The 14,840-nt window shown below is 46.2% G+C and carries 12 protein-coding genes and 1 other RNA gene; 10 read left to right on the forward strand and 3 right to left on the reverse strand.

Going from position 1 to position 14,840, the window contains the following annotated elements; genetic code table 11:
• The first annotated feature begins 117 nt into the window (after positions 1–117).
• Together rpiA and serA are read left to right on the forward strand one after the other, a co-directional pair.
• Positions 118–777 carry a ribose-5-phosphate isomerase RpiA gene (gene rpiA / locus ACGF7G_RS09235; protein ID WP_387464915.1) on the forward strand — a complete coding sequence of 220 codons (660 nt, stop codon included), beginning with the start codon at positions 118–120 and terminating at the stop codon, positions 775–777.
• Between the two features lie 277 nt (positions 778–1,054).
• The gene (serA, locus tag ACGF7G_RS09240; RefSeq protein WP_387464917.1) at positions 1,055–2,296 is read left to right on the forward strand and encodes a phosphoglycerate dehydrogenase; all 1,242 of its coding nucleotides are present in this window, start codon (positions 1,055–1,057) and stop codon (positions 2,294–2,296) included.
• A gap of 55 nt (positions 2,297–2,351) precedes the next feature.
• Here the strand turns inward: serA and ACGF7G_RS09245 are convergent, their stop codons facing one another.
• The 3 genes from ACGF7G_RS09245 to zapA form a co-directional block, all read right to left on the reverse strand.
• Positions 2,352–2,948: a 5-formyltetrahydrofolate cyclo-ligase gene (locus ACGF7G_RS09245; RefSeq protein WP_387464919.1), complete on the reverse strand. Its 597-nt coding sequence runs from the start codon at positions 2,946–2,948 to the stop codon at positions 2,352–2,354.
• A 38-nt stretch (positions 2,949–2,986) separates the two neighbouring features.
• A non-coding RNA gene (gene ssrS, locus ACGF7G_RS09250) (6S RNA) lies at positions 2,987–3,172 on the reverse strand.
• A gap of 118 nt (positions 3,173–3,290) precedes the next feature.
• The gene (zapA, locus tag ACGF7G_RS09255; protein WP_046975469.1) at positions 3,291–3,620 is read right to left on the reverse strand and encodes a cell division protein ZapA; all 330 of its coding nucleotides are present in this window, start codon (positions 3,618–3,620) and stop codon (positions 3,291–3,293) included.
• Positions 3,621–3,806: 186 nt separating this feature from the next.
• Here zapA and ACGF7G_RS09260 point away from each other — a divergent pair, with 186 nt between their 5' ends.
• From ACGF7G_RS09260 to ACGF7G_RS09295, 8 genes are all read left to right on the forward strand, one after another.
• Positions 3,807–4,382 carry a YecA family protein gene (locus tag ACGF7G_RS09260; protein ID WP_387464920.1) on the forward strand — a complete coding sequence of 192 codons (576 nt, stop codon included), beginning with the start codon at positions 3,807–3,809 and terminating at the stop codon, positions 4,380–4,382.
• Between the two features lie 48 nt (positions 4,383–4,430).
• On the forward strand, positions 4,431–5,747 hold the full coding sequence (pepP, locus tag ACGF7G_RS09265) for a Xaa-Pro aminopeptidase (RefSeq protein WP_387464922.1): 1,317 nt from the start codon (positions 4,431–4,433) through the stop codon (positions 5,745–5,747).
• Between the two features lie 8 nt (positions 5,748–5,755).
• Positions 5,756–6,934: a 2-octaprenyl-6-methoxyphenyl hydroxylase gene (gene ubiH / locus ACGF7G_RS09270; RefSeq protein ID WP_387464924.1), complete on the forward strand. Its 1,179-nt coding sequence runs from the start codon at positions 5,756–5,758 to the stop codon at positions 6,932–6,934.
• Positions 6,935–6,972: 38 nt separating this feature from the next.
• The gene (ubiI, locus tag ACGF7G_RS09275; RefSeq protein WP_387464926.1) at positions 6,973–8,205 is read left to right on the forward strand and encodes an FAD-dependent 2-octaprenylphenol hydroxylase; all 1,233 of its coding nucleotides are present in this window, start codon (positions 6,973–6,975) and stop codon (positions 8,203–8,205) included.
• A gap of 358 nt (positions 8,206–8,563) precedes the next feature.
• The gene (gene gcvT / locus ACGF7G_RS09280) at positions 8,564–9,658 is read left to right on the forward strand and encodes a glycine cleavage system aminomethyltransferase GcvT (RefSeq protein WP_387464928.1); all 1,095 of its coding nucleotides are present in this window, start codon (positions 8,564–8,566) and stop codon (positions 9,656–9,658) included.
• Between the two features lie 111 nt (positions 9,659–9,769).
• Positions 9,770–10,162 carry a glycine cleavage system protein GcvH gene (gcvH, locus tag ACGF7G_RS09285; protein ID WP_133814789.1) on the forward strand — a complete coding sequence of 131 codons (393 nt, stop codon included), beginning with the start codon at positions 9,770–9,772 and terminating at the stop codon, positions 10,160–10,162.
• 86 nt (positions 10,163–10,248) lie between these two features.
• Entirely contained in the window at positions 10,249–13,125 is a 2,877-nt protein-coding gene (gcvP, locus tag ACGF7G_RS09290) for an aminomethyl-transferring glycine dehydrogenase (RefSeq protein WP_387464929.1), read from the forward strand.
• Between the two features lie 411 nt (positions 13,126–13,536).
• Positions 13,537–14,840, forward strand: a 1,304-nt coding sequence (locus ACGF7G_RS09295) for a filamentous hemagglutinin N-terminal domain-containing protein (RefSeq protein WP_387464930.1), incomplete at its 3' end; no start/stop codon positions are given.

Genomic DNA, 14,840 nt, shown 5'->3' on the forward strand with positions numbered 1-14,840 from the left:
ATTCTCCATTGATTGTTCTGCGTAGCACTATGCCATATTTTTCCGGTGGATGAGGCAAATTATTGTTTATACTAGCTGACAGGCTTTCCTTGTAACTGATATAGGTTGTGAATTGATATGACTCAGGACGAACTGAAAAAAGCAGTAGGTTGGGCAGCGCTCGGATTTGTCACTCCCGGAACGATTGTCGGTGTGGGGACGGGTTCAACAGCTTCGCATTTTATTGATGCTCTTGGCTCAATTAAAGACCAGATTGAAGGGGCTGTATCCAGCTCTGAGGCTTCTACCGAAAAGTTAAAAAGCCTGGGAATTCCTGTCTTCGACTGTAATGAGGTGGATTCTCTTGATATTTATGTCGATGGCGCGGATGAAATCAATGGCAATATGCAGATGATTAAAGGTGGGGGTGCCGCATTGACTCGCGAAAAAATTATTTCTGCCATCGCGAAGAAATTCATTTGTATTGTTGATTCTTCGAAGAAAGTTGATGTCTTGGGTCAATTCCCTTTACCGGTTGAAGTGATCCCGATGGCCCGTTCATATGTTACCCGTGAATTGGTTAAATTGGGTGGTGTACCCGAATATCGCCAGAACGTTGTGACTGATAACGGTAATGTGATCCTGGATGTGCATAATTTAGCAATTCTCGATCCTGTTGAGCTAGAGAATAAAATTAATCGTATCGCCGGTGTCGTCACTGTCGGTCTGTTTGCTAACCGTGGTGCGGATGTTGTATTGATGGGAACATTAGATGGCGTGAAAACCATCACCCAATAATATTGCTCACAGAGGGCGGAACCTTTCGCCCTTAAAAATTTTTTACTTTTAATAATCAGTGGAAATTTAGTGATATATCTCATTTATCTGATTATTAGATAATCTAAATCCTGACTTTATTCTTCTCCATATCATTTTATTCCGCACAATAACTATTTTATTAAGACTTATTTGGTAAGAATAGCAATCGTTTGTATTGCCGTATCTGTTTTTTTTGTTATGTTGAGAGAATGAATCTTAAATGTAATGAAAATTGACGTAACAATAGGCAGGGTAAATGGTTAAGGTATCTCTGGAAAAAGATAAGATTAAATTTTTGCTATTGGAAGGTGTGCACCAGAGCACGGTGGAAAACCTGCGGGGAGCGGGTTATAGCAATATCGAATATCATAAAGGGGCGTTAGATTCCCTGGCGCTAAAAGAGGCAATTCGTGATGCCCATTTTGTTGGGATCCGTTCTCGCACACAATTGACCGAAGATATTTTCCAGGCCGCCGAAAAATTGGTTGCTGTGGGTTGCTTCTGTATCGGCACCAACCAGGTTGATCTGAAAGCAGCGGCCAAACGGGGTATCCCCGTCTTTAATGCACCATTTTCTAATACCCGCTCTGTTGCTGAGATGGTACTTGGTGAACTGTTGTTACTACTGCGCCGTATTCCTTTAGCCAATGCTAAAGCGCATCGTGGCGTATGGGATAAGCAGGCTAAGGGCTGTTATGAAGTTCGTGGTAAAAAACTGGGTATTATCGGTTACGGTCATATTGGTACTCAGCTTGGTATTTTAGCAGAAAATATTGGTATGGATGTTTACTTCTACGATATTGAGAACAAACTGCCATTAGGTAACGCTCATCAGATTCGTCATTTATCAGAATTACTGAATATGAGTGATGTGGTCAGTTTACACGTACCTGAAACGCCATCAACGAAGAATATGATGGGTACGCAGGAACTGGCATTGATGAAACCGGGTTCTGTCCTGATTAATGCTTCACGAGGAACGGTGGTGGATATCCCGGCATTGTGTGAAGCACTGGAAAGTGAACACCTATCAGGGGCGGCTGTAGATGTATTCCCGGTTGAACCCGCGACCAATAATGATCTGTTTGAGTCGCCTTTGCTTAAATTTGATAACGTATTGCTGACCCCACATATCGGAGGTTCTACACAGGAAGCGCAGGAAAACATTGGTTATGAAGTGGCAGGAAAATTAGCGAAATACTCTGATAATGGTTCTACCTTATCAGCCGTCAACTTCCCGGAAGTTTCTCTTCCTGCTCATGCTGATGATACCAACCGGTTTTTACATATTCACGAAAATCGGCCAGGTATATTGAATAGTATTAACCAGGTGTTTGCTGAACAGGATATTAATATCGCCGCTCAGTACCTGCGTACCAGCGGGGATATGGGCTATGTAGTGATTGATATTGTGACTGAGAACCCTGCTCAGGCTGAAATGGTATTGCAGGAACTGAAAGCTTTGCCGGGTACTATCCGTTCTCGCCTGCTTTACTGATTATTTTGCTATGCCATAAATGGGCGCATTGTGTAAGGTGCCCATTCTTCATTCTTTACTGCCATTGCCAGATTTTTTCGGGCGTGATGATTTCTGGTAATGGGATATCCCACTTGTCTGAAGGTAATGTATCGACTAATTGACAGTTATGAGCCAAACCAATCGGATAGAAATTTTTTTGTTGCCATTGGCTCAATGTACGATCGTAAAAGCCACCTCCCATTCCAAGTCGCTGTCCTGTGTGGTCGAAAGCAACCAGCGGGATCATCATGATATCCAGTTCAGATAAGGGTAAAAGCTGCTGAATATCCAGTGGCGGCTCTTCTATATTGAAACGATTACTGACAAGTTGCGTATTTGGCCGATAGTTTAAAAACAGCAGATGGTGGCGACTGAAAGGATGCAATACAGGCAAATAGATCTGTTTGTTTTGTTGCCAGAGTTGTTTGATTAGCGGTCGGGTGTCAAGTTCACCATCAAAGGAAAGAAATAGTGCGATTTTATTGGCTTGGTGAATTCTGGGGTGGTTGACAACTTTTTCCGCAGCTTGGTTGGCAAAAAGAGCTTGTTGTTCAGGAGTGAGCTCACGACGTTGCTGGCGTATTTTCTTTCTGATGCTTTGTCTGAGTGATAACAAGTGGTCTGATGGCATGGAACCTAGCCGGTTAATGCGAGCAGTGATTAAAATTGGGGTTCTCCAAGATGCCGTTACAGGTAGTAACCCTTGAACCCTTGGTTCAAGGTGAACGCAGCATCGCATCCTTAAGGCTTCTCGGACGGACCGAGCATGCACACCGGCTACGGAGCACTACATTCTATCATGTATGAAATATCGGCTCAGGGGACTTTCCCCGTTCACGAACATCTCAGAGAAATTTATTCAGCGCTTACGCTTACTAAGCAACTTTATGTAACCTATTGTATGAAACTAAACACAGAAAGCAACTAAATTATAGAATGATCCACTCACTAATGTATGATTTATCAATAGAATTCATTCATTTGATGCAATAGTACGCTCAGTGATGCGACCTTGCTCCACTAATGCTTGTTCTATAGTCTGTTGAAGCATCTTTATTTTTTGTTCCATATTGTAGGCATAGTCACGGGTTTTCACTTTTTCTTGTGCCAGCTCATGACAGATATTCAGTGCCACAATAAAAACCAGTTGTTCAGTATTGGTTACTCTGGTGCGTTCTTTTAAATCTTCTAAACGTTGTTCAAGTTCCACCGCGGCAGCCAGCAATGCTTCTTTTTGCTCTGATGGACAATTGACACGTAATGACCGCCCAAAAATCTGGATATCTACTGGTTGTGCAGACATGACCCCTTCCTGACTTATTACTGCGTCCTGGCTTTTATTCTTGATGACAGGATAAAGCAAGACGCCAATCATTACAGTGCGATACCGACAGACAACTCACGATTAGCTATGGCTGCTGTCTGGTATAGCGACTCCCCTTGGTGGTAGCATAGCATGAACTTACACCGTCAACGATGACCAATACACATGTCTATACAGAATTCATTACCAGATTATCAATCTTTTGACGAAATATTGCATCAGCAGTCAGTGGCACTGACTGCTGCTGAGATGCATGGGTTGATTAGTGGCTTACTGTGCGGTGGTAACCGCGATAGTAGTTGGCAAGCTTTAGTTCATGATTTAGCCAATGATGGACTGGCTTTTTCCCATCCATTAGCTCAACAATTGCGTGAATTACGTGAAATTACATTTGAATCATTGGATGACAGTCATTTTGCATTCCATTTATTGTTGCCCGATGAAGAAGGCAATGTGTTTGAGCGGGCAGATGCCCTGGCCGGATGGGTGAACCATTTCTTGTTGGGATTGGGTGTCGCGCAACCAAAACTCACCGATAAAAAAGAGGTCGGTGAGATTGTGGATGATTTGCGTAATATCGGTCTGCTTGGCTATGAAGAAGGTGATGATCAAGAAGAGCTGGCTCAGGCGCTGGAAGAAGTTCTTGAATATGTGCGAGTTGCCGCGCAGCTTTGCTATATTGCTTTTACTCAGCCTAAAGTTGTTTCAATTGCAGAAAATGATAAGCCAACATTGCATTAATTACTGTTTATTGAACTCAAAATAATTAACCAAGTCGCAGGAGAGGGTATGATCAAACAAGAATATTTATCCCGCCGTCAGGCTTTATTAGCAAAAATGGCTCCGGCCAGCGCAGCGATTATTTTTTCTGCTCCGCCTGCGCCCCGAAATTCGGATAATGAATATCCCTATCGCCAGCACAGCGATTTTCTTTATTTGACTGGATTTAATGAACCGGAAGCTGTGCTGATATTAATTAAAAGTGACGATACGCATAATCATAGTGTTCTTTTTAATCGAACACGTGATTTGACGGCGGAAATTTGGTTTGGCCGCCGTCTTGGGCAAGAAGCGGCACCAAAAAAACTGGGTATTGACCGGGCTTTGCCTTTTGATGATATCCAAGAAGAGCTTTATCAGCTGTTAAATGGTCTGGATGTCGTTTATCACGCACAGGGTGAATTTGCCTATGCGGATGACATTGTCTTCCAGGCGCTGGAGACACTGAGAAAAGGTGGTCGCCGTAATCTTTCAGCCCCTTTAACGATAACTGACTGGCGTCCTTGGGTACATGAAATGCGGTTATTCAAATCCAAGGCAGAAATTGAAATTATACGCCGGGCAGGTGAAATCAGCGCACAGGCACATACTCGTGCGATGAAAACTTGCCGTCCAGGCATGTTTGAATATCAACTGGAAGCTGAAATTCATCACGAATTTACCTATCAGGGTGCGCGTTACCCTTCTTACAACACGATTATCGGGAGTGGTGAAAACGGCTGTATTCTGCACTACACCGAGAACGAAAGCAGGATGAAAGAGGGTGACCTGGTATTGATTGATGCAGGTTGTGAATATCTGGGTTATGCCGGAGATATCACCCGTACTTTCCCGGTGAATGGCAAGTTCACCCGTGCCCAGCGTGAAATTTACGATATCGTACTGAAAACGTTGAAGGTTTCATTGGAGTTGTATAAGCCGGGTACCAGCATCAACAAAGTAACAGAACATGTTGTGCGGATTATGGTGGAAGAGCTGGTGAAACTAGGCATTATGCACGGTGAAGTTGAACATTTAATCGAAACCAAAGCCTATCGCCAGTTCTTTATGCATGGCCTCAGTCATTGGTTGGGTCTGGATGTGCATGATGTTGGGCACTATGGCGCAGAACGTGACCGTATTCTGGAGCCGGGAATGATATTAACGGTTGAACCCGGGCTTTATATTGCACCGGATGCCGATGTAGCGCTGGAATATCGTGGTATTGGTATCCGTATTGAAGATGACATTTTGATCACTGAAACCGGTAACGAAAACCTGACAGCCAGTGTGATTAAAGAAGCTGATGAGATTGAAGCTCTGATGGCGCAAGCAAAACAGGGTTAAGTTAAGATATGAACGTGATTATCGTTGGAGGGGGCATGACTGGCGCGACACTTGCGCTGGCAATATCTTCCCTGAGCAAGGGGCGGATTCATGTTTCCCTGATTGAAGCAGCAGAGCCGGAGCAGAAGCACCCCGGCTTTGATGCCAGAGCGATAGCGCTGGCTTACGGTACTTGTCAGCGTTTACAACAGATCGGGGTTTGGTCTGCTTTAGAAGATTATGTGATACCAATAACTCACGTTCATGTTAGTGACCGTGGTCATGCAGGGTTTGTGAACCTTTATGCGAAAGAATATAACATTCCGGCTTTAGGTAATGTTGTCGAACTGTATGATGCAGGCAAGTGTTTGTTCGGCTTACTGAAAAATGCTCCCGGCGTGACATTATATTGTCCATCCAAAGTTCTGACCGTTGAAAGAACGACATCATCAGTGACCGTTACCTTAGACAGTGGCGATCAACTGCAAGGTGAATTGCTGGTCGCCGCAGATGGCAGCCATTCCGCGATTGGTCAAGCCTGTAATATTCAGTGGCAGCAGCACCCTTATGAACAGATTGCCGTGATTACTAATGTGCTGACGTCAGAGCATCCACAGGGCAGGGCATTTGAACGTTTCACAGAATATGGCCCACTGGCTTTGCTGCCAATGACTGAGGGGCGAAGCTCATTAGTATGGTGCCATCAGTTGGATCGGCGAAAGGAAATAGCTGGCTGGAATAATGAGCAGTTTCTGAAACAGTTACAGAAGGCATTTGGCTGGCGACTGGGCAAAATGTTGGAAACTGGCTGGTGCCACAGTTATCCACTCACACTATCCACTGCAAATCAACAAATCAGCCACCGATTGGCGCTGGTGGGTAATGCTGCACAAACATTACATCCGATTGCCGGTCAAGGTTTTAATCTTGGTATGCGGGATGTGATGACACTGGCCCAGATTGTTTCTGAGGCTTTTGCGGCTGGTCAAGATATTGGTGCTTACCCGGTTTTGACTCATTATCAGCAACAACGGGTGTTAGATCGGGAAAATACCATTGGTATTACTGATGGATTGATACGGATATTTGCCAATCATTATTTTCCATTAAGAGTTGGGCGCAACCTTGGCTTGATGACGATGGAAAAATTCTCTCCTGTGCGGGATATGCTGGCCCGTCAGACTCTGGGCTGGGTCGTCCAAAGATAACCGCAGATAAAGCAGACAAAATAAGAGGACGTTATATTATGCAATCATTTGATGTGGTTATCGCTGGTGGCGGTATGGTGGGTCTGGCACTTGCCTGTGGCTTACAGGGCAGTGGTTTACGGGTGGCGGTGGTAGAAAGCTATCCGCCGGCTCAATCGGTTTATACCAGAGAAGAGTATGCTTTGCGGGTTTCTGCAATTAATGCTGCCAGTGAACGCCTGTTGCAGCATCTTGGCGTGTGGCAACAGATTCTGGGTGTGCGTACCAGCCCTTATCAGGGAATAGAAGTTTGGGACCGGGATAGCTTTGGCCGCATTCGGTTCAACGCGGCTGAATATGGCCTGGAATATCTTGGTCATATCATTGAAAATCGGGTTATCCGTGAGATGTTATGGAAAAAAGCGGAAAGCCTGTCGGACGTGACCCTGCTAACGCCTGCGGCTTTACAACAGATTGCCTGGGGAGAAAATGAAGCTTTTATGACATTATCCGATGGCCGCATGTTAACAGCCTGTTTAGTGGTTGGTGCTGATGGTGCTCATTCATGGTTACGTCAGCATGCGGATATCCCCCTGACATTCTGGGATTATGAACATCATGCGTTGGTGGCGACTATTCGTACTGAAGAGCCTCATGGCAGCGTTGCCCGTCAGGTCTTTTATGGAGATGGCATTCTGGCGTTTCTGCCTCTAGCTGATCCACATTTATGTTCTATCGTCTGGTCACTGCCGGGTGAAGCGGCAGATCAGTACAAACAACTGGATAACACGCTTTTCAACCAGCAACTGGCGGTGGATTTTGATATGCGTCTTGGTCAGTGTGAGCTGATCAGTGAACGCCAGACAATTCCACTGACCGGCCGTTATGCCCGTCACTTTGCCGCTCATCGTCTGGCCTTAGTGGGAGACGCTGCTCATACCATTCATCCATTGGCAGGGCAGGGCGTGAATCTGGGCTTTATGGATGTGGCTGAACTCATAGGTGAATTGCGTCGTCTGCATTGCCAGGGAAAAGATATTGGTCAGCACTTTTATTTACGTCGTTATGAACGCCGCCGTAAACACAGTGCTGCTATCATGTTGGCTGGAATGCAAGGGTTTCGTCAGTTGTTCGATGGCAATAATCCAGTGAAAAAATTTTTGCGGGATGTTGGGTTATCACTGGCAGACAATTTACCCGGAATTAAACCGCCATTACTTCGTCAGGCAATGGGGTTGAATGACTTACCGGGCTGGCTCTCTTCGCCATCCTGTTCAGCTGAAAAAATCTAATTTAGCCTCTTCTTATCGATTATTTTTTCTCATGCATGACTGAAATATGGATAGGTGATTTTATTCATATTTCAGTCAACTCTTAATGGAAAATGTGTGTTTTCTAAAGTTAATTGTTAATTTTGAGTATTATGGCTCATTTTAATAGTTAAAAATTCTGCATACTCATAGCATGTTTTTTTATTGTTACTGAATTGGACCCTATTTTTACTTATGGTTCATTTTTGTTTTCAGTGATAACTTTTATGTAAAGACATCGTTTGCGTCGCGTTTTTTAGCCGCTTTTTGTTCATGATTCACAGTAGCTGTCGGTTAATACGCGGTATGTTTTCATGTAGGAAATGAAAAGAGGGAAATAATGGCAAAACACACTCCATTGTATGACCAGCATCTGGCCTGCGGTGCACGCATGGTAGATTTTCACGGCTGGATGATGCCTTTGCATTACGGTTCACAAATGGATGAGCATCACACTGTCCGTACTGATGCTGGCATGTTTGATGTTTCCCACATGACGATTGTGGATCTGCATGGTACTGGCTGCCGTGATTTCCTGCGTTATTTGCTGGCAAATGACATTGCTAAACTGGCAGAAAAGGGCAAAGCCTTATACACCGGGATGCTGAATGCCTCTGGCGGTGTCATTGATGACCTGATTGTTTATTACTTTAGCAATGATTTTTATCGGATGGTGGTCAATTCTGCGACCCGTGAGAAAGATCTGGCTTGGATCAATGAACATGCTGCCAATTACCCGGTTGATATTCAGGTACGTGATGATCTGGCATTGATTGCTATTCAGGGGCCTAAAGCTCAAGCAAAAGTAGAATCTCTACTAAATGATCAACAAAAACAGGCTATTGCCGGAATGAAACCCTTCTTTGGTGTTCAGGCTGGTGATCTGTTTATCGCAACAACGGGTTATACCGGCGAAGCGGGCTATGAAGTGGCGATGCCAAAAGCACAGTCAGCAGATTTCTGGCAAAAATTGCTGAGTGTCGGTGTTAAACCCGCTGGGTTAGGTGCCCGTGATACGTTACGGCTTGAAGCGGGTATGAACCTCTATGGACAGGAAATGGATGAAACCATTTCTCCACTGGCAGCCAATATGGGCTGGACAATCGCCTGGAAACCAGAAGATCGCCGGTTTATCGGCCGTGAAGCGCTGGAAAAACAGCGTGAAGATGGCACTGAACAGTTGGTTGGCCTAGTGATGAGAGAAAAAGGTGTATTACGTGGTGGTTTAGCGGTCAATTTTACTGATGAAGCGGGCACCTTACACACTGGCGTTATTACCAGCGGTACATTCTCCCCAACATTAGGATTCAGTATTGCCCTTGCCCGTGTACCACAAGGGATTGGTGAACAGGCAATTGTACAGATCCGCAATCGTGAGATGCCGGTTCAGGTAGTCAAACCCAATTTTGTACGGGCGGGTAAACCTCTCGTATAGTCTAATAACTTAATGATTAAATAGTACCCTATCCCATTAGGCATGATTGGTGCAAAAACAAAATAGCCTAATGAGGTGAGATAAGTTCTAAGATTGAAGGAGACAATGGTAATGAGTAATGTACCCGCAGAGTTAAAATATGCTGAATCACATGAGTGGGTTCGCGCAGAAGGCAATGGTGAATACACTGTAGGTATTACCGAACATGCGCAGGAACTGCTAGGCGACATGGTTTTTGTTGATTTACCAGAAGTAGGTAATGAATTTAATTTTGGTGATGAATGTGCCGTTGTTGAATCAGTCAAAGCCGCTTCTGATATTTACGCACCACTGAGTGGTGAAGTGATTGCCGTTAATGAAGCGCTGGGTGAAGCGCCTGAATTAGTTAATGGCGACTCTTATAATAAGGGTTGGCTGTTCCGTATTAAAGCCTCTGATGAGAGTGAATTTGCAAATCTGCTGGATGCCGCAGGATATCAGGCACTTCTGGACGAAGAAGAATAATAGCCTACCGTCGCCCTGTTTCACATCGTGAGCAGGGCGTTTTTATTTGTATGCCATTTCTGGCCAGCTTCAGGAATCAGTAACAAATGACCCAAACATTAAGCCAACTCGAAAACCGGGGCGAGTTTATCCGCCGTCATATTGGCTCTTCCATCGAACAGCAGAAAGAGATGCTGGCGACAGTGGGGGCAAGTTCCCTCAATGAATTAACACAGAAAATTGTTCCCCGCGATATCGCGTTACTAGAGCCACCCGATGTGGGCGGTGGTGCAACTGAACAGCAAGCACTGGCTGAACTGAAAGCCATTGCCAGCCAAAATAAGCGTTACCAATCCTATATTGGTATGGGTTATGTGCCTTCTGTCCTGCCACCGGTTATTTTACGCAATTTATTAGAAAACCCTGGTTGGTATACCGCTTATACACCTTATCAGCCGGAGGTTTCTCAAGGGCGTCTTGAATCACTGCTGAATTTCCAGCAACTGACAATCGATCTGACGGGTTTGGATCTTGCCTCCGCATCTTTGCTGGATGAAGCCACTGCGGCGGCTGAATCAATGGCAATGGCAAAACGCGCCAGCAAACTGAAAAACGCTGATCGTTTCTTTGTTGCTGATGATATACACCCTCAAACATTAGATGTTGTCCGTACCCGCGCTGAAACCTTTGGTTTTGATGTGATTGTGGATAAAGCCGAAAAAGTCCTGGAGTTGGAAGGCGTATTTGGTGTGTTGTTACAACAGGTGGGGACAAAAGGTGAAATTCATGATTACACCGACCTGATCGCACAACTGAAACAACGCAAAATCATTACCAGCGTTGCTGCTGATTTGATGGCGCTAGTGCTGCTGGCTGCACCGGGTAAACAAGGGGCGGATGTGGTGTTTGGTTCCGCTCAACGCTTTGGTGTACCGATGGGCTATGGTGGCCCCCATGCAGCATTTTTTGCCTGCCGTGATGAATTCAAACGTTCTATGCCGGGACGTATTATCGGCGTTTCCCGTGATGCGGCGGGTAATACCGCTCTGCGCATGGCAATGCAGACCCGTGAGCAGCACATTCGTCGTGAGAAAGCGAACTCCAACATCTGTACCTCGCAGGTGTTGTTGGCAAATATCGCGGGGATGTATGCGGTCTATCATGGTTCGAAAGGACTGAAACGCATTGCTGGCCGCATTCATCGTCTGACTGACATTCTGGCCGCCGGGTTACAGCAAGCAGGATTTACTCTGCGCTACAAAACCTGGTTTGACACCCTAACCGTTGAAGTTGCCGATAAAGCTGCGGTACTGGCACGGGCAGACCAAGCGGAAATCAACTTGCGCACCGATATTCACGGCGCTGTGGGTATCACATTAAATGAAACCACCCGCCGAGATGATTTGGTCAAATTGTTCTCAGTACTGACAGGCACAGATAGCAAGCTGGATGTTGAGGCACTAGATGAGAATGTAATAGCGGAAAGCCATTCCATTCCTGCATCAATGCTGCGTAATGATGACATCCTCCAGCATCCGAATTTCAACCGCTATCACAGCGAAACAGATATGATGCGCTATATGCACCGCCTTGAGCGCAAAGATCTGGCACTGAATCAGGCCATGATCCCGCTGGGTTCTTGCACTATGAAACTCAATGCTGCGGCAGAAATGTTACCGATCTCCTGGCCTGAATTTAATCAGCTGCATCCATTCTGTCCGCCAGAGCAGGCGCAGGGTTATCAGCAGATGATCAGCCAGTTATCTCACTGGCTGGTTCAATTAACAGGTTATGATGCCGTTTGTATGCAGCCAAACTCCGGCGCACAGGGCGAATATGCGGGTCTGCTTGCTATTCGCCGTTACCACGAAAGCCGTGGAGAAGGGGATCGTCATATCTGTTTGATCCCAAGTTCTGCTCATGGCACCAACCCGGCTTCGGCTCATATGGCGGGTATGACCGTTGTGGTGGTAAGTTGTGATAAAGAGGGCAACATTGATCTGGCGGACCTGCGCGAAAAAGCAGAAAAATCCGGTAATGAGCTTTCCTGCATCATGGTGACCTACCCATCAACACACGGCGTATATGAAGAAACTATCCGCCAGGTATGTGACATCATTCACCAGTATGGTGGTCAGGTTTACCTTGACGGTGCGAATATGAACGCACAGGTTGGCATCACTGCGCCAGGTTTTATCGGCGCTGATGTTTCACACCTCAACCTGCACAAAACATTTTGTATCCCACATGGCGGTGGCGGCCCAGGTATGGGGCCGATTGGCGTAAAAGCGCACTTAGCGCCATTCTTGCCGGGACACTCTGTGGTCCAAATGGATGGTCTTACTGAACAGAGAGCGGTCTCTGCTGCTCCATTTGGCAGCGCCTCCATTCTGCCTATTAGCTGGATGTACATCCGAATGATGGGCTCGCAAGGGCTGAAACAGGCAAGTCAGGTGGCGATTTTGAATGCCAACTATATTGCTGCCCGCTTGAAAAATGATTATGACGTGCTGTATACCGGCCATAACGGCCATGTAGCGCATGAATGTATTCTGGATATTCGGCCACTGAAAGAAGAGTTTGGTATCAGTGAAATGGATATTGCCAAGCGTTTGGTTGACTATGGCTTCCATGCACCCACGATGTCATTCCCGGTTGCCGGCACGCTGATGGTGGAACCAACAGAATCAGAAAGCAAAGTGGAAATTGATCGCTTTATCGATGCAATGCTGGCAATTCGTGCTGAAATTAACAAAGTTGCACAAGGTGAATGGTCACTGGAAGATAACCCATTGGTCAATGCGCCTCATGTACAAACTGAGTTGGCTTCTGATTGGAACCATAGTTACAGCCGTGAAATTGCCGTTTTCCCAACCGCAGAAACCAAAGCCAATAAATATTGGCCTGCCGTTAAACGCCTGGATGATGTTTACGGTGATCGTAATCTGCATTGTTCCTGTGCCCCTGTCAGCGATTATCAATAATCACTAAATAATGTGGCAACACCGGTATCATTACTGGTGTTGCTATTTTTTATCTCTATTGACGGCAATTTTCCAGATCCCCACGAATTCTTAAAAACCACATGAATTAAGCTTTCCTATGCGTGTCGCTTTTGTTGGTCGCTGTAGAACTAGGGTGATCCCTGTCCGTTACTCCGTCACCATTTAACATCTCCAGCCTTATCACCACTTTTCAGCATTTAATACATCTCATTCCCCATTATCAGGATTAAACAACCCGATCTTGATCGCATTTCATACTATTCATTCAGACAGGCAATTAATAACATATTAGGATAGTTCAATTATGACACTATCAAATTATCACTATTTCCTATGGAAAGATGACCGTTTTATCACCATAGCCAGATTCACTTAAGAAGAGAGAGTACGATGGATCAACGCAACAACTCGATGGTCAGGGCCACGAGTTATCTTTTAATTTACCTGACTGCGGTCTATCCGCTTCATCCCGCTATTGCGGCTGGGATAACGCCGGATAACAGCCAAACACAGGTACAACATCAGGGTAATGTCCCGGTGGTGAATATCGCCACACCGAATAACGCGGGGATATCTCACAACACCTATCAAGAATTTAACATCGCTACTCAAGGTGCCGTACTCAATAACGCCACTCAGGCGGCCCAATCACAACTGGCCGGGCAACTTAACGCCAACCCGAACCTGAAAGGCCAAGCGGCTGAACTGATTATCAATGAAGTCACCGGCAGCGGACGCTCTGAGCTGCAAGGTCAGTTGGAAATTGTCGGCAATAAAGCCAATGTGATGATTGCCAACCCCAACGGCATCACCTGTGATGGTTGTGGCTTTATCAATACTGCCGGTGCCACCCTGACCACCGGGAAACCCCAGTTTGACAAACAGGGGGCGTTGGAAGCACTCGAAGTGCAGCAAGGCCAGATTACCATTGGCGGCAAAGGACTGGACGGCAAGGCGACGGATTATGTCGATATCATCAGCCGGGCGACGGTGTTGAATGGAAAAATTCAGGCGAATAACCTGTCGCTGACGCAGGGTGCCAACCGCATCAACCGGAAAGACGGCACGGTTACCCCTCTCACTGGAGAAGGCACTAAACCGCAATTAGCGATTGACACCAAAGCCTTAGGCGGCATGTATGCCCATAAAATCCGGCTGGTGGCGACCGAAGCCGGGGTGGGCGTGAATCTCACCCACCTGACCGCCACTCAGGATGATATCCGTTTGACTGCGGAGGGGAAAATTATCCTGGGGGAAGTACACGCCGGGACAGACATCCGCATCAACAGCAAGGCCATTGAAACAACCCCACAAAGCCACGTGCAAGCGGGTCAGCATCTGACGTTAACCACCGATACCCTCCACAATCAGGGCCAAATCCGGGCGGGGGGAGATATCACCCTTAAAGCCACCAAACTGGATAACGTCAACCCGACCGGGCAAAGTCACCCGGTGATTACCGCGGGTAAAAACAACCGCATTACCGCTGATGAGATAAACAATGTGGGCGAGTTAAGCGCGGCACAAAACCTCACCCTGACCGGCAACAATTTTTCAACGCAAGCGATAAAAGACCGTCAGGGGAATAACCTCAGTAAACTCAGTGCCGGTGGCGATCTGACGGCGACATTTAAACAGGCATTTCGTTTTGATGTGGATAAGGACCCGGTTAACGCAGGCAAGAAACCCACCGT

The sequence above is a fragment of the Photorhabdus sp. RM323S genome, assembly GCF_042879375.1.
Lineage (GTDB): Bacteria > Pseudomonadota > Gammaproteobacteria > Enterobacterales > Enterobacteriaceae > Photorhabdus > Photorhabdus tasmaniensis.

What these genes read in the sequence shown, in the direction of transcription:
- rpiA (WP_387464915.1), top strand. Translation starts at nt 118, where the DNA reads ATGACTCAGGACGAACTGAAAAAAGCAGTAGGTTGGGCAGCGCTCGGA.
- serA (WP_387464917.1), top strand. Translation starts at nt 1,055, where the DNA reads ATGGTTAAGGTATCTCTGGAAAAAGATAAGATTAAATTTTTGCTATTG.
- ACGF7G_RS09245 (WP_387464919.1), bottom strand. Translation starts at nt 2,948, where the DNA reads ATGCCATCAGACCACTTGTTATCACTCAGACAAAGCATCAGAAAGAAA.
- zapA (WP_046975469.1), bottom strand. Translation starts at nt 3,620, where the DNA reads ATGTCTGCACAACCAGTAGATATCCAGATTTTTGGGCGGTCATTACGT.
- ACGF7G_RS09260 (WP_387464920.1), top strand. Translation starts at nt 3,807, where the DNA reads ATGTCTATACAGAATTCATTACCAGATTATCAATCTTTTGACGAAATA.
- pepP (WP_387464922.1), top strand. Translation starts at nt 4,431, where the DNA reads ATGATCAAACAAGAATATTTATCCCGCCGTCAGGCTTTATTAGCAAAA.
- ubiH (WP_387464924.1), top strand. Translation starts at nt 5,756, where the DNA reads ATGAACGTGATTATCGTTGGAGGGGGCATGACTGGCGCGACACTTGCG.
- ubiI (WP_387464926.1), top strand. Translation starts at nt 6,973, where the DNA reads ATGCAATCATTTGATGTGGTTATCGCTGGTGGCGGTATGGTGGGTCTG.
- gcvT (WP_387464928.1), top strand. Translation starts at nt 8,564, where the DNA reads ATGGCAAAACACACTCCATTGTATGACCAGCATCTGGCCTGCGGTGCA.
- gcvH (WP_133814789.1), top strand. Translation starts at nt 9,770, where the DNA reads ATGAGTAATGTACCCGCAGAGTTAAAATATGCTGAATCACATGAGTGG.
- gcvP (WP_387464929.1), top strand. Translation starts at nt 10,249, where the DNA reads ATGACCCAAACATTAAGCCAACTCGAAAACCGGGGCGAGTTTATCCGC.